General features: G+C 64.2%; 20 protein-coding genes and 1 pseudogene. 9 read left to right on the top strand and 12 right to left on the bottom strand.

All coding sequences use genetic code 11. The features are described 5' to 3' along the window. Nucleotides 1-22 precede the first annotated feature (22 nt). A pseudogene (locus HUTA_RS01420) lies at nucleotides 23-799 on the bottom strand (enoyl-CoA hydratase/isomerase family protein); the annotation flags it as partial. A 95-nt stretch (nucleotides 800-894) separates the two neighbouring features. After that, nucleotides 895-1,017 (bottom strand): 3-hydroxyacyl-CoA dehydrogenase NAD-binding domain-containing protein, encoded by a 123-nt coding sequence (locus HUTA_RS16075; protein WP_394295032.1) that lies wholly within the window; start codon nucleotides 1,015-1,017, stop codon nucleotides 895-897. A 302-nt stretch (nucleotides 1,018-1,319) separates the two neighbouring features. Here HUTA_RS16075 and cysE point away from each other — a divergent pair, with 302 nt between their 5' ends. Continuing rightward, entirely contained in the window at nucleotides 1,320-1,874 is a 555-nt protein-coding gene (gene cysE, locus HUTA_RS01415) for a serine O-acetyltransferase (RefSeq protein ID WP_012795357.1), read from the top strand. 38 nt (nucleotides 1,875-1,912) lie between these two features. After that, nucleotides 1,913-2,485 (top strand): DNA-3-methyladenine glycosylase family protein, encoded by a 573-nt coding sequence (locus tag HUTA_RS01410; protein WP_012795356.1) that lies wholly within the window; start codon nucleotides 1,913-1,915, stop codon nucleotides 2,483-2,485. Between the two features lie 24 nt (nucleotides 2,486-2,509). On the opposite strand, the gene dnaJ is transcribed toward HUTA_RS01410, so the two are convergent. From dnaJ to HUTA_RS01375, 7 genes are all read right to left on the bottom strand, one after another. Then, nucleotides 2,510-3,673: a molecular chaperone DnaJ gene (gene dnaJ, locus HUTA_RS01405; RefSeq protein WP_012795355.1), complete on the bottom strand. Its 1,164-nt coding sequence runs from the start codon at nucleotides 3,671-3,673 to the stop codon at nucleotides 2,510-2,512. 261 nt (nucleotides 3,674-3,934) lie between these two features. Beyond that, nucleotides 3,935-4,636: a competence/damage-inducible protein A gene (locus HUTA_RS01400; protein WP_049941141.1), complete on the bottom strand. Its 702-nt coding sequence runs from the start codon at nucleotides 4,634-4,636 to the stop codon at nucleotides 3,935-3,937. 100 nt (nucleotides 4,637-4,736) lie between these two features. Next, nucleotides 4,737-5,501: a DUF5803 family protein gene (locus tag HUTA_RS01395; protein WP_012795352.1), complete on the bottom strand. Its 765-nt coding sequence runs from the start codon at nucleotides 5,499-5,501 to the stop codon at nucleotides 4,737-4,739. Then, on the bottom strand, nucleotides 5,498-6,187 hold the full coding sequence (locus HUTA_RS01390; RefSeq protein ID WP_012795351.1) for a DUF2110 family protein: 690 nt from the start codon (nucleotides 6,185-6,187) through the stop codon (nucleotides 5,498-5,500). Before HUTA_RS01390 ends, HUTA_RS01395 begins: the two co-directional genes overlap by 4 nt. Continuing rightward, nucleotides 6,187-6,711, bottom strand: a complete 525-nt coding sequence (gene tfe, locus HUTA_RS01385) for a transcription factor E (protein ID WP_012795350.1) — start codon at nucleotides 6,709-6,711, stop codon at nucleotides 6,187-6,189. The genes HUTA_RS01390 and tfe overlap by 1 nt, the downstream gene beginning before the upstream one ends. A 100-nt stretch (nucleotides 6,712-6,811) precedes the next feature. Continuing rightward, on the bottom strand, nucleotides 6,812-7,348 hold the full coding sequence (locus HUTA_RS01380) for a tRNA (cytidine(56)-2'-O)-methyltransferase (RefSeq protein ID WP_049941140.1): 537 nt from the start codon (nucleotides 7,346-7,348) through the stop codon (nucleotides 6,812-6,814). A gap of 4 nt (nucleotides 7,349-7,352) precedes the next feature. Further along, entirely contained in the window at nucleotides 7,353-8,051 is a 699-nt protein-coding gene (locus tag HUTA_RS01375; RefSeq protein ID WP_012795348.1) for a DsbA family protein, read from the bottom strand. A 125-nt stretch (nucleotides 8,052-8,176) separates the two neighbouring features. On the opposite strand from HUTA_RS01375, the gene HUTA_RS01370 reads away from it, so the two are divergent. The 5 genes from HUTA_RS01370 (at nucleotide 8,177) to HUTA_RS01350 (ending at nucleotide 12,076) form a co-directional block, all read left to right on the top strand. Further along, the gene (locus tag HUTA_RS01370) at nucleotides 8,177-8,872 is read left to right on the top strand and encodes a hypothetical protein (RefSeq protein ID WP_012795347.1); all 696 of its coding nucleotides are present in this window, start codon (nucleotides 8,177-8,179) and stop codon (nucleotides 8,870-8,872) included. 96 nt (nucleotides 8,873-8,968) lie between these two features. Then, nucleotides 8,969-10,246, top strand: a complete 1,278-nt coding sequence (gene icd, locus HUTA_RS01365) for an NADP-dependent isocitrate dehydrogenase (protein ID WP_012795346.1) — start codon at nucleotides 8,969-8,971, stop codon at nucleotides 10,244-10,246. A gap of 87 nt (nucleotides 10,247-10,333) precedes the next feature. After that, nucleotides 10,334-10,801: a GNAT family N-acetyltransferase gene (locus HUTA_RS01360; protein ID WP_012795345.1), complete on the top strand. Its 468-nt coding sequence runs from the start codon at nucleotides 10,334-10,336 to the stop codon at nucleotides 10,799-10,801. 5 nt (nucleotides 10,802-10,806) lie between these two features. Then, nucleotides 10,807-11,331: a DUF5817 domain-containing protein gene (locus tag HUTA_RS01355; RefSeq protein WP_012795344.1), complete on the top strand. Its 525-nt coding sequence runs from the start codon at nucleotides 10,807-10,809 to the stop codon at nucleotides 11,329-11,331. 334 nt (nucleotides 11,332-11,665) lie between these two features. Continuing rightward, nucleotides 11,666-12,076, top strand: coding sequence for a hypothetical protein (locus tag HUTA_RS01350; protein WP_012795342.1), 411 nt, complete (start codon nucleotides 11,666-11,668; stop codon nucleotides 12,074-12,076). A gap of 49 nt (nucleotides 12,077-12,125) precedes the next feature. Here HUTA_RS01350 and hmgA read toward each other — a convergent pair whose 3' ends face one another. The 3 genes from hmgA to HUTA_RS01335 form a co-directional block, all read right to left on the bottom strand. Further along, nucleotides 12,126-13,337 carry a hydroxymethylglutaryl-CoA reductase (NADPH) gene (hmgA, locus tag HUTA_RS01345; RefSeq protein ID WP_012795341.1) on the bottom strand — a complete coding sequence of 404 codons (1,212 nt, stop codon included), beginning with the start codon at nucleotides 13,335-13,337 and terminating at the stop codon, nucleotides 12,126-12,128. Between the two features lie 69 nt (nucleotides 13,338-13,406). Continuing rightward, entirely contained in the window at nucleotides 13,407-13,655 is a 249-nt protein-coding gene (locus HUTA_RS01340) for a DUF7385 family protein (protein WP_012795340.1), read from the bottom strand. Between the two features lie 13 nt (nucleotides 13,656-13,668). Beyond that, nucleotides 13,669-14,445, bottom strand: coding sequence for a fumarylacetoacetate hydrolase family protein (locus HUTA_RS01335; protein WP_012795339.1), 777 nt, complete (start codon nucleotides 14,443-14,445; stop codon nucleotides 13,669-13,671). Nucleotides 14,446-14,567: 122 nt separating this feature from the next. Between HUTA_RS01335 and HUTA_RS01330 the strand changes: the two genes are divergently transcribed. Next, entirely contained in the window at nucleotides 14,568-15,326 is a 759-nt protein-coding gene (locus HUTA_RS01330; RefSeq protein WP_012795338.1) for a prephenate dehydrogenase/arogenate dehydrogenase family protein, read from the top strand. Continuing rightward, a complete protein-coding gene (locus HUTA_RS01325; protein ID WP_012795337.1) occupies nucleotides 15,323-16,741 on the top strand; it encodes a small ribosomal subunit Rsm22 family protein in 1,419 nt (472 codons plus the stop codon). The genes HUTA_RS01330 and HUTA_RS01325 overlap by 4 nt, the downstream gene beginning before the upstream one ends. Nucleotides 16,742-16,787: the final 46 nt, after the last annotated feature.

Below are 16,787 nucleotides of genomic sequence, written 5' to 3'. Positions count from 1 at the left end.
ATATGACTGATGTGTGACGACGTTATTCGCCGGCGAATTCGGGGTCGCGGTCCTCGTGGAAGGCGTCGATCCCCTCCACGAGGTCCTCAGTGTCCCGGAGGAGACCGAACGCGCTCGATTCGATCTCCAGGCCGGCATCGACGTCGTCCTGCCCCTTGTGCATCGCCCGCTTGGTCAACGCCTGGGCGATCGGCGGGCCGGCGGCGAGATCGGCCGCGAGTTCGTCGACGCGATCCTCGAACTCGTTTTCGGAGAGAACCTCGTTGAGAAACCCGTAGTCGGCCATGGTGTCCGCGTCGTAGTGATCGGCGGTGAGGATGATTTCTTTCGCCCGTCCCTCGCCGACAATCCGCTGGAGTCGCTGGGTTCCGCCCCAGCCCGGCAGCAGCCCGAGAGTGTGCTCGGTCTGGCCGAAGACGGCGTCTTCGGTCGCGATTCGGAGGTCAGCGTGAGTCGCCAGTTCCATCCCGCCACCGAGACAGAAGCCGTCGATCGCGGCCACGACCGGCATCGAACACGCCTTGACCGCGGCGAAGGTTTCCTGTCCCGTGCGGGAAATCTGCGCGACGTCGACGGCGTTGCCCTCGGTGATCACCGAGAGGTCCGCGCCCGCCGAGAACGCCCGGTCGCCCGCGCCGGCGAGGACGACAACACGAACGTCGTCGTTTGATTCCAGCGCCTCGATCGCGTCGGCGAGTTCGTCGAGCAGGGTTGGGCTGATGGCGTTCATCCGCTCTGGCCGGTCGATCGTGATCGTCCCAATACTGCCTGCAACATCGACCAGGAGCGTCTCGTAATCGTCACTCATACATCGAACCGTCCTTCGTGGCCGCCCGGCGAAGATACTTGCGAATGTCGTTCCTGATAAGCCATCTTCTCGAAGCGCCAATCGATCTATTCGTGGCCGTGTTGGACCACTTCCGCAGTGATATCCCGCAACCGGACGTCGTATCCCGATAGCGCGGCGACCGCTGCGGACCCGTGGCGTGTCGTTCCTGCACCCTGTACGGCGAGGATTCCGCTATTTTCGCCCGTCTATCAACCGATCTTTTGTCTCGTAGCGTGCTAATTCTGTGTACCGCTGTTTACGGTCCGATCCGACGGCCGCTCGCCACCGTCGCGGGTTTTGAGGATCTTGCCGGCATACTGGCCGTCGAAACCGGCGTATCTCCGGCCGATCTGATAGATTTAAGCCTGTTGATCCACTAGTTCGCATACCACGGCTTGACTGGCGCGGATTCGGCCGCGTGGGCGCGCGCGATTGACGCGGGTTCTCGCCCGCTGGACCGATGCCGAAACGACCAGTCTCCTTCAAACGCATGTTACGGCAAATACTCGACGACGTACGGACGGCGAAGGCGAAGGATCCAGCAGCGGACGGCACAGCGGAAGTACTGTTGACCTATTCCGGCCTTCACGCAGTCTGGTTCTACCGGATCGCTCACGCACTCTGGGAGCGAAATTACCGTCTGGCGGCGCGAATCATTTCCCACATCGCGCGGTTTCTGACCGGTGTCGAAATCCATCCGGCGGCCGAGATCGGCGAGCGACTCTTCATCGACCACGGTATGGGGGTCGTGATCGGTGAGACTGCCGAGATCGGCGACGACGTCCTCATGTACCACGGCGTCACCCTGGGTGGGAACTCGATGCGTCGCGAAAAACGACACCCGACTGTCGAAGACGGGGCAAAAATCGGCGTCCGGGCCTCCCTCATCGGTGACATCACCATCGGTGAGAACGCAACAGTCGGAGCCGGTGCGACGGTCCTTTCGGATGTCCCGGCGGAGACGACCGTTGCGGGCGTGCCGGCTGAGCCGATCGACGGCGCAGCGACCGTCGAGACGCGCGTCCCCTGTCGTGACGACGACTGATCGACATATTTTTCTCCGGTGGCTTGGCCCCATCGATCATGGGAGAACCACACAACGTCCTGCGGGACGATCCGGCGATGGCCCCGCTCGTGGCCGAACACGGCGAACTCTCGGTCGAACCGGCCGAAGACCCCTTCGAGCGTTTGGTCACCTCGATCGTCCGCCAGCAACTGTCGATGGCGTCGGCGGACGCGATAGAAGAGCGCCTGTTCGAGCACTTCGACGTGACGCCGACCGCGCTACGTGACGTCCCGGTCGAGCAGCTTCGGGACGTCGGCGTTTCGGGGCGGAAGGGCCAGACGATCCGAAACGTCGCGAGCGCGTGGCAAGCGCATGACTACACGCAGGCAGCGTTCGATGGCCGGTCGGACGAGGCCGTCATCGACGAACTCACCGATATCTCCGGGATCGGCCCGTGGACCGCGAAGATGTTTCTCATGTTCGCATTGGGTCGCGAGGACGTCTTTCCGGTTGAGGATCTCGGTATCCGGAAGGGGATGCAGACGATTTTCGAGGACGACATGGAGCGGCAGGCGATGGTCGCCCGCGCCGAGCGCTGGCAGCCGTACCGCTCGATCGCCTCGATGTATCTCTGGCGCGTCGTCGACTGAGCCGAGACGGTACCCCCGAGTCGGCTACAGCGAGTTCTTCAGCCGGTCGAAAAAGCCCTTTTCGACGTCGATCTCCTCGCCGCTTGCCTCCGCAAACGCTTCGAGTGCCTCGCGTTGCTCGTCGTTGAGCGACTCGGGCGTGTATACCTGCACCGTGACCAGCAGGTCCCCCTGCCCACGCCGACGGAGCCGTGGCATGCCCTTGCCTTCGAGGCGGAACGTCTCCCCGCTCTGTGTCCCGGCCGGAATGTCGACCTCGACGGGGCCGTCGAAGGTCGGCACCTCCACCGTATCGCCCAGCGCGGCCTGCGGAAACGTGATCGGTGCGGTGTAGTGGAGGTTGTCGCCGTCGCGCTCGAAGTCATCGTGCTCCTCGATTTCGACTTCGATCAGGAGGTCGCCGTTGGGGCCGCCGTGTTCGCCGGGTGCGCCTTCGCGTTCCATCCGTAGCGACTGGCCGTCGCGGATACCGGCGGGCACGTCGACGCTGAGGGTCGCCTCGTTTCGCACGACACCGTCGCCGCGACACGTCGAACACGTCTCCTCGTAGAGTGTCCCATCGCCATCACACCGTGAACATGTCGTCGTCTGCTGGACGCGACCCATCGGCGTCCGCTGAACGCGGGTGACCTGTCCACGTCCCTCACACTCGGGGCAGGTCCGGGAGTCGGCATCAGGGGGATGGCCCTCGCCGCCACAGTCCGAACAGGTTTCGGGCCGCGTGACGGTGAACTGTTTTTCGACGCCCTCGTAGGCTTCGTCGAGGCCGATCGAGAGGCGTGTCTTGAGATCCTGGCCCTGTCGCGGGCGGTCACGACCGCGGCCGCCACCCCCGCCGCCGAAGAACTGATCGAAGATGTCCTCGACGCTGCCAAAGCCCCCACCGCCGAAGGGATCGCCACCAGCCCGTCGACCGCCTGCGCCACCCCGACCACTACGGTCGTCAAAGCCCCCGCGCTTTTCGGCCTGCTCGAATCGATCGTGGCCCATGCGGTCGTAGGCCTGGCGTTTCTCCTCGTCGGTGAGGACTTCCTTTGCCTTCTTTGCCTTTTTGAACTTCTCCTCGGCGTCGGGGTCGTCGCTCACGTCCGGATGATACTCGCGTGCTTTCTCGCGGTAGGCTTCCTGGATCTCCTCCTCGCTCGCATCGCGGGAGACACCCAGAACGTCATAGAAGTCCTCGCTCATTCGTTAGTCCACGGTAGACGATTGAGACACTTCAAAAGACCGGGTTGATGACGAAAGCAGGGGGACGTGGTTCTGTCACCCCGCTACGGTTCCGGCGTGTTCTGTAACGGCGGGATGGTTTAAGTTCCGCGGGGTGGTAGCCGGAGGTATGCTCACTCCGCTCACTTCGACGGTCGATACGACGGTGATCAACGTCGCCGGGGCGATCGTCGGCCTGGTCAGTATTATCCTCGCGCTGGCGTGGTGGCGCTACCTGGCCCGCTAGCTCTCCTCGGCCGCCGCCAACTCGACCCGTTCACGGAGCCATGCAGTCGCGCGTTCGACAGCGTCTCGGTCCGTACTTGAGATCTTGAGGCGGACGATTTCGCCAGGATAGCTTCCCACAGTGACGTCAAACCGGTCCCCCAGTGTTTCGATACGGTCGAGCAACGCGCTCTCGGGTTCGTCGACGTGGACAACCTCGATATGCTGCTGTTCACCCGTGAAATCGGTCGCGACCACGTCGAACATCGCCTGCATCTCTGCCGGTACGCCCGGCAAGACATAGACGTTCGCGAGGACGCACCCTGGCGCGACGCCCTCGCGGTTCGGGATCATCCGGGCACCGGCTGGAATCAATGCTGTCCCGTCGGCGAGATCCTCGCGAGCGTAATCCCGATTCTCGGCGAGCCAGTCGAGCGCGGCCTGGTCCTCGACGAGCGCGACGTCGAACGCCTCGGCGACGGCTTCCATGGTCACGTCGTCGTGTGTGGGTCCGATCCCGCCCGTGAGGAGTACGGCGTCGTACTGCGTACGATACGCGTCGACGGTCTCGGCGATGTCCGCTGTTCGGTCCGGAACGACAGTGATACGGCCGACAGTAACGCCACGATCGGTCAACTGCTCGGCCAGCCAGGCGGCATTGGTATTGACCGTATCCCCGGCGAGAAGCTCGTCACCGACAGTGATCAACCCCACGCGCATACCGGATGTCGGCACTGGGCGGACAAAGAGGTGACGCCCCTCGGTCATATCGTCAGACTGACGATGACCGCGGCGCCGTGGCGGCGTTGCGGAGGCAGCGCTACTTCATTCCCGGCGGCGGACCGCGGTCCCGGGGGTCGTCGTCATCGGTCTCGCCTTCGACATCGAGACCGAGTTCCTGTCGTTGCCTCCTGACTTTGGCGATCTCCCGACGGTAGTACGCGAGTCCGATCACCGCGACCACTGAAACGATCCCCACGAGCCCACCGAACAGCACGAGGTCCCGTTCGAGATAGGTCTTGATTGAGATCGTGTTGCGCTCGATTGTGTCCCACTGGAGGAGGACCCGGTCCCCCGAACGCTCGGTTTCGTACCCGCCGGGAACGACCCGTGAGACGACCGGCAACCCGACACGCTTGTTCGGTGAGAGTGCAACCTCGTGAGACCCGGCAACCAGCGTTCTGGTGCGGAAGGTCGATCCTGACCGCCTCGCGGTGAACGCCACCGTCCCGTTTTCCACGGGGGGTTCGAGGACGACCTTGGATCGGCCTGTCGACACCGAGTAGACCGAATCATTCCCAACCGTCCCGTTGGGGTACTGGAATTTGAGCCCCGAGATCGGAATGGGCTGTTCCGATCCGAGTCCATCCTCGAGGAACAACTCCAGGGACGCCTGGTCCTGAATCTCGACGACTGCCGTGTAGTTGCCGGCATACAGTCGGTAGGTGGCGTTGGCCTCCGTGTCCCAGTCGTAGGTGGCGTTCTCGGCGAGGTCGGCGTCGCTGACCGGCGAGAGACAGCCTGCCAGCGCGAGCAGGCCCAGCAACCCCACGACGCCGAAAACGAAGCGCGTTCGACTGTTCATGGGACGACTGCAAGCAGTTCAGCGGGGAGATACTCACCCACGCTGGCAAGCAGCCCGGGCGGATCCGTTCCCTCACGGCAGACGACACTCTGTTCGAGCAATCCGAGGCGCTCGACGGTAACGATGTCCTCGGCGTGTCCCGCGCGGTTGACCGTCGCACGAACCTCCGCTCGGGTCGCGCTATTGACGTTCAGCCGGCCCGTCCCGCGGGTCCACTCGTAGAGCCGGTCGCGTTCGTCGTCGTCGAGTCGCCCTGTCGGCGGCGTCTCGCCGTCCCCATCGGAAAGACAGACGAACCGGAGCGGGAGGTGCTGGACGAGCCCAAAGCGCGTCCGAATCTGTTCGGGCGTTCCCGGCCCCAGTCCGATCTCGTCGGCCGGAATCCGGACGGGACGACCGGCATCGAGGACGAACCCGTCGTCGTCCCAGGATTCGAGCGTCCCGACGTACGTCTCCTCAGGGACGAGATGTGGGGTGATCTCGCCGTACTCCTCCCGGAGGAGGTTACGGGCGACTTCCGCGTCCGGTCCCGTGACCGTCACCGACGGGAAGTCGTCGTTCCGGAGTCCGAGGTCGAACTCGACGTCGAGTTCGCCGAGGTCGTTGTCGAGGAGCGAACCCAGTGAATCAAGCGCTCGATCGCGCGCATCGCCGCCGACGTAGCATTTGGTTGCGAGGACGACCATCAGGTGTCGATATCCAGGTTGAGTTCGCTTTCGAGTTCGTCGATCCGTTCGTCCATCGCCGTGATGAGTGCGGTATTCTCCATCGCTTCGAGCGACGAGCCACAGTCGGGACACTCGAAGCCGTAGTCCATCGCGTCGGCGAACTCAAAGCGGATGCCACAGTTCTCACACAGGTAAAACTCGTGGTCGAGTTCGTACTCACGACGTTCCTCGAGACCTTCAAAGAGGTCGTGCATCTCGGATTCGAGTTGCTCGGGGATGTTGTCGTACTCGAAGGTCCAGAGATACGTCAGCCAGCCCGAATCCTCGTCCCGGAGCCGGCGGTAACTCGCCAGGTCATTTTCGTAGAGAATGAACAGCGCCCGGCGGACGTCGTTGAGTTCCAGGCCGAGTTCCTCGGCGAGTTCCTCGTCGGTGACCTCGCCATCGGGCGGTGCGGCCGCGACCGGCATGCCCGTCGGTCCCACGAGCTCGTGGAGGTACTTCTGTATGACGGGATCCTCGAGATATTCCTCAAAAGCCATTGTATACCCATGAGGCAGTGAGTCGTTTAAATTCTCCGAACGATGGGCGCGAGATCCTGCGGCTGGCCAGCCGCACTCGATTCATGCTCCGGGGACTCCACTACTCGGCCTCTTCGACTCGCTTCCCCGTCTCCTTCGGAACGACGCGCTTGTCGGCGTCTTCCCACTCCCGGTCGAGTTCGCGCCCGTCGAACAGGCGATCGAGAAAGACCGAGAGCGCAGCAATTTCGGAGTGGGGCTGGTTGGTCACGCCGACGTTCCAGTCGGCCCGATCGTACACCTCGAAGGAGACTTTCTCCGCCCCGACGACCACCAGCAGCGGCTCTTTTCGGTGGCTCGCCCTGATTTCGTCCTCGACGCGCTGGACTGGCTGGCCGTACATCGTGAGGTGGACGATCGATCCCTCCCAGGATCGCAGCCGGCCCAGCGGGGAATCAGTGACCTCGACGTCGAAGGGGCCACCGAACCGGTCGGTGATGTCCTCGATCGTCTCACGCCGACCCTCGGCTGCCGATTCGAGGATGATCCGGTCGGCACCGAGCGCCCGTGCCGTGAGTCCGACGTGGGTCGTCATCCGTTCGTCGCGGCCTGGTCGATGGCCGAGCCGGAGGATGACGACTGCGGGTTCGTCCTGCATTGGTTCAGGCATTCGACGTTTTCTCGTCGAGCGCCGTTTTAACTGCCGACTTGTTGAGTGCATTGAAGACCTCGCCTTCTATCACAAGAGCGGGCGTAGAAGTAATGCCTGCCCTGCCCAGTGCACTCGCCGTGGAGCGGACTGTTTGCTCGTACGTTCTGTCTTCGATGGCAGTCCGGACCGCCTCGACATTGCTAACGCCGACATCCTCAGCGAATCCGACGAGACGATCCGTCGTCGCCCACGTGTCACGAGGATTACCCTGGTTCGCCATGACGTGCTCGTGATATTCCCAGTACGACGCAGGATCCGTGCGCCAGACTGCCAGTCCGGCCTCGGCCGCACGCGGTGCATCCTCACCCATCCACGGATTCTGGCCTGAATAGGCCAGCGCACGGTGTTCGAGTATGACATCCCCGGGTTCTACGTACTCTTCGACGATCGTTCCGAGGAACCCTGTCGAAAAGGTCGAGCAGTGCGGACACTTCCAGTTGGTGACGAATGCGCCGGACACCGGCGCGTCGCTGCTCCCCATCGTTTCGTACGTATACTGTCCGGGATTATCCGGGATTGGTGCGTTCGCGACTGGGTTTGAATCGCCACCGAACAACCCGCTACAGCCGGCCAGGCCAGTGGTCCCCGTGACTGCGAGGCCCCCGATGAATGCCCGGCGCGTCGACCGAGCCGTACTGTGGTCAGTCATGTGTCACTGTTCGGACAGCCACGGATAAAACATCTGTCGTTCGCGGGCATTCGAGACGCGGTTTCCGCCGGCTACCACGCTCGTCTTTCGCAATCGGTTTGTCGGTGACAGTCCCAGCGACTGCCATGCCCGTATACGACCGTCGCGACGCGACGGACCCCAGAATCCTCGATCACTTCGAGACGGGATTTGGCTGGATTGCCCATCCGGAGGAGGGCGGACAGCGAGCGAGTTACGCCGTCCGCGGCGGTGACGGCGTCTGGCTGTTCGATCCGCTGGACGCGGCTGGCGTTGACGAGCTGGCCGCCGAACTGGGCGAAGTGGCCGGCGTCGCCGTTCTCTCGAACTTCCACGCCCGTGACGCCGATACGTTTGCCGACCGCTACGACGTGCCGGTGTTCATTCCGGATTGGATGGATCGCGTCCCGGAACGCGTCGACGCGTCGATCGAACGCTACGGCCGCGAATTGGGCGAGTCGGGGTTCGTCGTCGATCGCATCGATCCGCTTCCGGGCTGGCGGGAGGGCGTCGCGTACCGTGAGGGCGACGGAAAGCTGTACACGCCCGATCTGCTGTCGACCCGCTGGACCGTCGGCAGCGAGCGCCTCACGTTGACGCTTCCCTGTCGCTTCTTTCCGCCACGGGATCTTCTCGGTGATCTCGAACCGAACCGGATTCTGGTCGGCCACGGGGATGGGATCGCCGAGAACGCCACCGGTGCCCTTGCGGACACGCTCGATGGAGCCCGACAGCGACTGCCACGCGCGGTCGTCAAACAGGGGCCGGCGCTGGTCGCGGGGATCGCCGCCGCGTTCCGGTGAGTCACCGCCGGAAGTGGAATCGCGGAAAGGCGTGCCGGGAGTGCGGTTCTCGCGGAAAACGGCAGGCCTTTGTAAGCCACGGGCGAGGGTCGGAACATGGCAGACGCATACGACCAGGTCTCTGTACCTAGCGAGGGCCAGCCCATCGAAGTCATCGACGAGGACGCGGACGAACTGGACATCCCCGAGAACCCGATCGTCCCGATCATCCACGGCGACGGGATCGGCAAGGATGTCGGCCCCGCCGCCCAGAAAGTGCTCAACGCCGCCGCAGAGGCGACCGGCCGCGAGATCGCCTGGATGCGCGTCTACGCCGGCGAGTCCGGCCGTGAGCGCTACGACGAGAACCTTCCGGACGATACGGTCAACGCGATCGACGAGTTCCGCGTCTCGATCAAGGGGCCGCTGACGACGCCCGTCGGCGCTGGCTTCCGCTCGCTCAACGTCGCGCTCCGGCAGACGCTCGACTTCTACGCGAACGTCCGCCCGACGTACTATCTCGACGGCGTCCCCTCGCCGATGAAGGCTCCCGAGGAGATGGACATGGTGACCTTCCGGGAGAACACCGAGGACGTCTACGCCGGCATCGAGTGGGAGGAAGGCACCGACGAGGTCGAGGAAGTCCGTGACTTCGTCGAAGAGGAGATGGGTTTCGACGAGACGATGCACGACGGCCCGATCGGCATCGGCATCAAGCCGATCACGGAGTACGGGTCCAAGCGCCTCGTCCGGAAGGCCATCGACTACGCCATCGAGCACGACCGCGACAAGGTCACGCTCGTTCACAAGGGCAACATCATGAAGTTCACCGAGGGGCAGTTCGGTGACTGGGGTATGGAAGTCGCGGAGGAGGAGTACCCCGACGAGGAGGTCTTCGCTGCGCCTGATTCCCTCTGGGAGACCCAGGACGAGGTCGACATTCCCGAAGACGCCGTCATGGTCGAGGAGCGCCTCGCCGATGCCATGCTCCAGTGGATGCAACTCCGGACCGACGAGTTCGACGTGCTCGCGATGCCGAACCTCAACGGCGATTACCTGAGCGACGCCGCCGGGGCCCAGATCGGTGGCCTCGGTATCGCACCCGGCGCGAACTTCGGCGACGCCCGCGTCCTGGCCGAGCCGGTCCACGGCTCCGCGCCCAAGCGCGCCGGCCAGAACATGGCCAACCCGACCGCGATGATCCTCTCCGGTCGCCTGATGTTCGATTACATGGGCTGGGACGAGGCCGCTGATCTCGTCCGTGACGCCGTCGAGGAAACGATTTCCGCGGGCAAAGTCACCTACGACCTCGAACGACAGCTCGAGGACGCCGAGAAACTCGGCACAGAGGAGTACGCCGAAGAGATTGTTGCGAACATCGAGCAACTGGCGTAACGCCCCCTTCAGACGGCCGGCCATTCTCGTAGCTGTACGAACGCAACGCCCTTTGACCGTCACCGCCTACACTGCTCAGTCACGAGCATGACCGCCACCGACTACCGCATCGAGGTCGACGGCGACCGAGAGGACGCCTACGACGTCCGCTTTGCCGTCTTCGTCGAGGAGCAGGGCGTCGATCCGGACATCGAGATCGACGAGCACGAGGATGAGGCGACCCACTTCGTCGCCTACGCCGACGGCGACCCTGTCGGCGCGGCGCGACTCCGGGAACCCGAGGCCGGCGTCGGCAAGGTCGAACGCCTGGCGGTCCTGGAGTCCCACCGTGGGGAAGGGCTTGGCCGAGAACTGATGGACGCCGTCGAGGCCGCGGCGCGACGACAGGGACTAACGCGGCTGATACTCCATGGACAGCTTCGCGTCGTCGATTTCTACGAGCATCTGGGCTACGAACAGGTCAGCGACGAGTTCGAGGAGGCCGGCATCACGCACGTGAAGATGGCCAAGTCGATAGACCGAGCGGAGGATTCAAGCCTGTCCGGTCGGAGATGACGGCCATGTACTCGGTGGTCGGCTGTACGGATTGCAGCGCGCTGTGGGTGATCGAGGGGCGACCCGAGACCTCGCAGTGTCCACGATGTGGCAAGCGCCGGCAGTTCGACCTCCTGCGGAAGTTCGCACAGACCGAAACAGCCGACGCCGCTCGGCAAGCCCGCGCCGCGATGCTCGCCGAACGCCAGGATCTGGGCGAGGCGTTTGACGGACTGGATTCCTACGCGGAGATGGAGGCGGCGGTGTCCGAGGCCGTGATCGACGACGACGAATACCTCGAATCGAAGGGCGTCGATAGTGACGAGGCCGCCGACGCGGGTCGACGCGCGACGGAAGGGGCCGGCGGATCGACCAGCCGTGAGGAAATCGTCCGTGCCGCTCTCGTCGAACTCGATGATCCAGACGAAGAGGCGATCGTCGAATACGCTGCCGAGCGTGGGGTGCCCGAGAAGTATACGCGACGAGCCCTCTCGTCCCTCGTCAGGGCCGGTGACGTCAGCGAAAATCGCGGCACGTATCGTCTCGTCTGATAGGGCTATGCGATGCCGAGTGCCCTGAGCACGCCGTAGGCAAGCAACAGAATCGTCAACGAGCGCTTGATGACGTCGAGCCAGGGCTGAATGCGTGCGGGGATGGATGGGTCGTCAGTCGACATAGTTCTCACACCTGGAGACGCCCGTCGGTGCTCACCGACGGCCGCCGAGTGTCCGTTGACCTGGGTCGCATAAACCTCTCAGCCGTCCATCCGCGGTGAAACTGAAAGCCGTCCTCCGCGGTGAAAGTGAGGGGAGACTCCTGGGCACTGGTGTGTGAATCACCGACGTATCGCACAGTTTCAAGAGGATCGGGTGTGTACCGGTAGATGTGACCACACGCGAGCCAACCGATTGGACGGCCGCAGAGCCGGTGATCGGCGGGATCGCCCTCGTCATTGCGGGCATTGCTTCCGCCGGCGTCGTCGCACTGGACCTGAGCGTCCGTCTCGGGGGATACGAGCTACTCTGCATCGTTGCAGGCGTCGCCGCGATCGGTCTGGGAACGGTCGGGCTGTATGCGGCAACGAAGGGCCGATATCGGAGTGGCGTCGGTTCTCTCTCCGGCGCAGCCGGGTTCACGCTCGTCTTTCTCGCCCCGTTCGCACGGTCTGCCCTCCTGTTTGCTGTCGTTGGCGGACTGACGCTGGTTCTCAGCGGTCTGTTCCTGATCGCGACGGGGTTCGGGTACGCCGTCGTTGTCGACGATACGCAGCCGACCACGGCTGATGGCGACGAGTGATGTCTGCCCTGGTGTCAACACAGAACCCGACGCCAGCGTCGCCTGAAAATCACCGACCGAGTTCTTCGTGTGCGCTTGAGAGGTGCCGGGAAGCTAACGCACCCAGCAAGGAGAGTTCCCCAGCCAGTGCCGTCGTCGCAATGATCTCCGCGAGTGCTTCCGCGTTCGATCCGACGGGATCGCCACCACCAGCGAGGCCAAGCACCGACAGCGCTTCGGATTGGGTCGGCAAGGCCGTCCCACCGCCGACGGTCCCGACCTCCAGGGAGGCCAGTGTCACGCTGGCGTAGAGACCGTCCTCGCGGGCTTCGAGGCTCGTGATCGCGTTCGATCCCTCGACGACCTGGGCCTCGTCCTGGCCCAGGGCGAGGAAGGCCGCACCGACAATGTTGGCGACGTGGGCGTTGAATCCGAGACTGCCCGCTTTCGCACTCCCCACAAGGTTCTTCCGGGTGTTGACTGTCGCAATCGCCTCGCTGGTCGCGTGGAACGTGTCCTCGACGAGGTCGTCGGGAAGGAAGACATCGGCTGCGACGGTATAGCCCCGCCCTTCGACGGAATTGATCGCCGCCGGTTTCTTGTCCGAACAGAGGTTCCCCGAGAGCGCCACCAGCTCTGCCGGGGTCTCCGCCTCGACCAGTTCGCTGGCCGCCCGAGAAGCGATCGTGACCATGTTCATCCCCATGGCGTCGCCGGTATCGTACCGGAACCGGAGGAAGACGGAGTCACCGACGACGTACGGCGTGACGTCCTCGAAGGCGATGTGAGGGTCGGTGTCCTCGGCGACTGCCGCGAGTTCGGCTTCATTCTCGCGGACCCACTCAGCGACCGCCTTGGCCTCACCGACGTCCGCGACGCTGAAGACAGGGGCGCGGGTGATCCCCGATTTCATGATACGGGCAGTCGACCCGCCGGCGTCCCGGATCGCGGTGACGCCGCGGTTGACGCTCGCGACCAGCGCCCCCTCGGTCGTCGCCAGCGGAACGGTGTACTCGCCGTCGGCCGCCTCGCCGTCGACGGGCAGGGGACCAGTGACACCCATCGGGATCTGGACCGTCCCGATCATGTTCTCGATGTTGGGCTCGGCGTCGGCGGCGTCGATCGAGTACGAGCCGACTGTCTCTAGATCGGCGTCGGCCTCTGTCTCGACGTACTCACGGCGCGCAGCCGTCGCGTCGTCCGGATCGGCGATGTCCTCGAGTTCGTACAGCCGGAGCTCCCCACTGCGGAGTCGCTCGACCAGGTCGGTTACCGCTGCCATGACCCTACACTCGACAGCCTGGCCCCTAACAGTTTGCCTTCCGGGGAGACAGACAGCCGACTGCTGGAGTCACTTCGAATGGGTCAACACCAGCAACTGTTCGGCCGTCCGGACGAGACAGAACGGCCCGGGCGGCGAATTGAACGTGTGCATCCGCTTTTCTGAAACCAGTAACCGCTCGAATGGACGGCTACAGGCCGGGCATGCGAACCCCTCGCGATTCTCGAGGCGCATCGTCTCCCGGTCCTCCTTGAGTAATTTGAGCCCGTGGCGGTAGTCGTGGACGTCGAACCCGTCCTCGACGTCGAGTTCTTCCATCTGTGTCGATCTGTCACTCGGGGATGTGGACGCCGTGTTCGAGCGTCCCGATCCCTTCGATCTCGATCTCGACCGTGTCGCCGTTTTCGAGCGGGCCGACGCCGGCCGGCGTGCCCGTCGCGATCACGTCGCCGGGTTCGAGGGTCATGTAGTCGGTGATCTCGGCGATCAGTTCGGGCACCGAGAACACCATGTCCTCGCGACTCCCCGACTGTCGCGTCTCACCGTTCACCCGGAGTTCGATGCTCGCGTCCGCCGGCACCTCCTCGGGCGTCGCGAGCACCGGCCCCATCGGCGCGGCGTTGTCGAAGGCTTTGCCGCGGACCCAGTTGGTCTCGACACGCTGATCGTCGCGGTTCGAGAGGTCGTTGAAGCAGGTGTAGCCCGCGATCACGTCTTCAGCGTCGCTTGCGTCCACGTCGTGACAAGTCTCACCGATCACGACCGCGAGTTCGGCCTCGTGGTCGATGCGTTCCTTGCCGGCCAAAAGCGAGACCGTCGAGCCGTGGCTGGCGACGGTGTTCGGTGGCTTCAAGAACAGCAGCGGGCGGTCCGGGACGTCGGCGTCCTGTTCGTCAGCATGGTCGACGAAGTTCCGCCCGATGCAGACGATTTTCGTCGGCTGAGCCGGTGCGAGTACGTCGACGTCGCTGGCCCGATACGTTCGGTCGTCCGCCGCGACGGGGTCGGATGCTCCGAGTGCAGTAGTGACGTACGCCTCCCCGTCCTCGACGACCCACCGTCCCCCCCGAATCGTTCCTGCCGGGTCACGAAAGCGGACGCGTTTCATGCGCCCGGTTACCCGTTCGGGCGTGTTAGCGCTTTCGAAGGGGGATAACTCATTATTATTTGCTGACGTCAAAGGCAGGTGAGGCGAATTGCTTTTGAGTCGGCCCGGAGTACCGCATTCCCATGAACGTACTCGTCGTCGGGGCCGGGGAAATGGGTCGGTGGGTTGCCCGGACACTGGTGGCAGACACCACTCATTCACCGGATATTGCCGTCACCGATCTCGATTCGACTGCGGCCCAACGGGCGGCCGACGCTGTCGGCGGCCGGGCCGTCGCTTCGGAGACGACAGAGCGCTTCGAGCTGGTCTGCATCGCCGTCCCGATGCCGGTGACCGCCGAAGCGATCGAGAGTTACGCCACGAACGCTGAAGAGGCCATCTGTGATCTTGCAGGGATCATGGCCGAACCCGTCGAGGCGATGGCCGAACATGCCCCTGATTGCGAGCGGGTGAGTTTTCACCCGCTGTTCGCTCCGGCGAACGCTCCCGGGAACGTGCCGCTTGTTGCTGCTGAATCAGGCCCCGTCACGGATCGGGTTCGTAACGCGCTCACTGCCGCCGGCAACGAGCTATTCGAGACGACGCCGGCGGAACACGATGCGGCGATGGAGACCGTTCAGGCCCGGACCCACGCCGCGATCCTGGCGTTCGGGCTGGCTGCCGAGCCCGTGCCGGATCGATTCCAGACCCCCATCTCCGCGGGGTTGTTTGACTTACTTGAGACCGTCACTGACGGCGAACCCCGCGTCTATGCCGACATCCAGGCGGCGTTCGAAGGTGTCGACGACGTCGCCGCCGCGGCTGACCGACTCGCGAATGCCGACGACGATGGGTTCGAGGAATTGTATCAGGCCGCTCGCCCGGCCCAGGGGACCCGATGAATCCCGATCAGCGTGACGCCATTTTGGACAGCGTCAGGTATCTTCGGAACGTCCGACCGATCGATCCCGACGAGATCAGGGAGTACGTTCCGGACCAGCCCCACCCGGGCGTCGTCACGCAGACGATCCGGGAATCCGCCGTCGAACTCGGTCTCTCCGAACGCGCGGACGGGACCTTCGTTCCGGCCCCCGAGGGGCCGCTCGACGCGAGCGTCGACCGGGTCGAGACGTTTCCGGACGGCTACACCCGGATCGTCGAAGATCAACTTGTCGGAGAGTTCGGTGCTGGCTGGCCGACGGGGGAGTCAGGTGCGACACTTCGCTCGCGTATCAGGGCGGTCAAGGAGTCCTACCTCCAGGGAGAGGATGTCGCCTACGATCGGCTGACTGCCCTCGCGTACGCCATCTATCACCTCCCGGATTACTATGCCGTCGGTCAGTACGCCCTGGGACCACTATTGGCCGACGATCGGTTGCCGGCACAGCTTCGGGTGCTCGACATCGGGGCCGGCGTCGGCGGTCCCGCGCTTGGCTTGCTCGATCTCGTCTGTGACGCCGGTGGTATCGTTGACTACCACGCGGTCGAACCGAGCGCCGCCGCCGACGTTCTCTCGGAACTCCTGGACGAAACTGCCCGGAACGCCCACACCACCGTCCATCGCGAGCGTGCCGAGGACTTCGAACCGGACGGGACGTTCGACCTGATCGTCTTCTCGAACGTCCTCGACGAACTCGAATCGCCGGCGACCGTCCTCGAACACTATGGCGACGCCCTCGAACCCGATGGGTCGATACTGGCGCTGTCGCCGGCCGACAAGCGGACGGCAACCGGCCTGCGGACCATCGAGCGGGCCGTCGAAGACACCTACACGATCTACGCCCCAACCGTGCGTCTCTGGCCCGGCGAGACGCCCGCCGGGGAGTGCTGGTCGTTCGATCGCAAGCCCGATCTGGCGGCCCCCCCGTTCCAACAGCGGCTTGACGATGCCTGTGACGATACCGATCACGACGACGGCGAGTTCCGCAACACGGACGTCCAGTACGCCTACTCGATCCTCCGGCGAGACGATGCGACCGCGATCGAGTACAGGCCGGATGAATCTCGCGTCACCACAATGGCCGACGCGGACTCGTACGTCACTGATCGGGTTGACGTCGTCGGGATCAAGCTCAGTCCGGACCTCAGTTCCGGCCCCGACGCGAACCCGCTGTTCCTGGTGGGCGATGGCAGCGAAGCTATCGATCACTTCGCCGTACTGACCCGCGAGTCCACACTGAACCGTGGCCTCGTCGAGAGCCAGTATGGTGACCTCCTTTCCTTCGAGAACGCGCTCGCGCTGTGGAACGACGACGAGGGTGCGTACAATCTCGTCGTCGACGCCGAGACCGTCGTCGACAGCGTGCCGGTTCCCTGAAGCGGCGGACGGCTCTGTGGTCGTCGTCGCGCGAGGAAGGTTTTTG

Source organism: Halorhabdus utahensis DSM 12940, assembly GCF_000023945.1.
Taxonomy (GTDB): Archaea; Halobacteriota; Halobacteria; order Halobacteriales; family Haloarculaceae; genus Halorhabdus; species Halorhabdus utahensis.
This window is presented reverse-complemented; position numbering and strand designations above follow the sequence as displayed.

Coding starts and splice junctions, on each gene's coding strand:
- cysE (WP_012795357.1), top strand. CDS start 1,320: ATGTTACGGCAAATACTCGACGACGTACGGACGGCGAAGGCGAAGGAT.
- HUTA_RS01410 (WP_012795356.1), top strand. CDS start 1,913: ATGGGAGAACCACACAACGTCCTGCGGGACGATCCGGCGATGGCCCCG.
- dnaJ (WP_012795355.1), bottom strand. CDS start 3,673: ATGAGCGAGGACTTCTATGACGTTCTGGGTGTCTCCCGCGATGCGAGC.
- HUTA_RS01400 (WP_049941141.1), bottom strand. CDS start 4,636: ATGCGCGTGGGGTTGATCACTGTCGGTGACGAGCTTCTCGCCGGGGAT.
- HUTA_RS01395 (WP_012795352.1), bottom strand. CDS start 5,501: ATGAACAGTCGAACGCGCTTCGTTTTCGGCGTCGTGGGGTTGCTGGGC.
- HUTA_RS01390 (WP_012795351.1), bottom strand. CDS start 6,187: ATGGTCGTCCTCGCAACCAAATGCTACGTCGGCGGCGATGCGCGCGAT.
- tfe (WP_012795350.1), bottom strand. CDS start 6,711: ATGGCTTTTGAGGAATATCTCGAGGATCCCGTCATACAGAAGTACCTC.
- HUTA_RS01380 (WP_049941140.1), bottom strand. CDS start 7,348: ATGCAGGACGAACCCGCAGTCGTCATCCTCCGGCTCGGCCATCGACCA.
- HUTA_RS01375 (WP_012795348.1), bottom strand. CDS start 8,051: ATGACTGACCACAGTACGGCTCGGTCGACGCGCCGGGCATTCATCGGG.
- HUTA_RS01370 (WP_012795347.1), top strand. CDS start 8,177: ATGCCCGTATACGACCGTCGCGACGCGACGGACCCCAGAATCCTCGAT.
- icd (WP_012795346.1), top strand. CDS start 8,969: ATGGCAGACGCATACGACCAGGTCTCTGTACCTAGCGAGGGCCAGCCC.
- HUTA_RS01360 (WP_012795345.1), top strand. CDS start 10,334: ATGACCGCCACCGACTACCGCATCGAGGTCGACGGCGACCGAGAGGAC.
- HUTA_RS01355 (WP_012795344.1), top strand. CDS start 10,807: ATGTACTCGGTGGTCGGCTGTACGGATTGCAGCGCGCTGTGGGTGATC.
- hmgA (WP_012795341.1), bottom strand. CDS start 13,337: ATGGCAGCGGTAACCGACCTGGTCGAGCGACTCCGCAGTGGGGAGCTC.
- HUTA_RS01340 (WP_012795340.1), bottom strand. CDS start 13,655: ATGGAAGAACTCGACGTCGAGGACGGGTTCGACGTCCACGACTACCGC.
- HUTA_RS01335 (WP_012795339.1), bottom strand. CDS start 14,445: ATGAAACGCGTCCGCTTTCGTGACCCGGCAGGAACGATTCGGGGGGGA.
- HUTA_RS01330 (WP_012795338.1), top strand. CDS start 14,568: ATGAACGTACTCGTCGTCGGGGCCGGGGAAATGGGTCGGTGGGTTGCC.
- HUTA_RS01325 (WP_012795337.1), top strand. CDS start 15,323: ATGAATCCCGATCAGCGTGACGCCATTTTGGACAGCGTCAGGTATCTT.